Here is an 805-nt window from a genome sequence, read left to right on the forward strand (position 1 = left end):
CTCTGCTGACTCAGCAGCAGCACGCACGAGGCGGCACCCAGCACCGGGACGAAGGACCACACCCGGAAGTGGTCGTGGTCGACCTTCTCCCGGCGCAGCACCAGCACGGCGATATTGGTGCTGAGGAAGACGAACAGCAGCAGCAGCACGACCGTCTCGGCGAGGGTGGCGAGGTCGCCGATGAGCGCGAGGACCATCGCGACCGCGGTCGTGGCGACGATGGCGACCCACGGCGTGCGGCGGCGCGGGAGGACCTTCCCCAGCACCGGGGGCAGCAGCCCCTGCTCGGCCATGCCGAAGGCGAGCCGGCTGGCCATGATCATCGTCAGCAGCGCGCCATTGGCCACGGCGATGAGCGCGATGAGACTGAACAGCAGCGCGGGGACCGGCACGCCGGTGGCGGCCACGACATCCAGCAGCGGCCCGCTGGAATCCTGCAGCTCCGCTGCGGGCAGCGCGATGGCGCTGGCCAGCCCGACCAGCACGTACACGATTCCCGCGACGATGAGGGAGCCGAACAGCGCCCGGGGGTACACGCGCGAGGGGGCGGTGACCTCCTCGATGATGTTCGCCGAGGTCTCGAACCCCACGAACGAGTAATAGGCGATGATCGCCCCGCCGAGCACCGCGATGGCAGGCGAGGTGTCGGTCGGGAACTGGCCCACGCGCGAGACGTCTCCCCCGCCGGAGCCCATCATGATCGCCACGGCGACGATCACGATCACGAGTCCACTGAGCTCGATGCACGTCATCACCATGTTGGTGCGCATCGATTCGCGGATGCCGCGGGCGTTCAGCGCCGCGA

At 69.2% G+C, this 805-nt stretch carries 1 protein-coding gene; it reads right to left on the reverse strand.

Annotated elements, in window-relative coordinates; all coding sequences use genetic code 11:
• The coding region (locus NQ160_RS24350; RefSeq protein ID WP_257517533.1) for an APC family permease at positions 1-805 on the reverse strand (805 nt) is incomplete at both ends.

It is taken from the genome of Microbacterium sp. zg.Y909 (assembly GCF_024626565.1).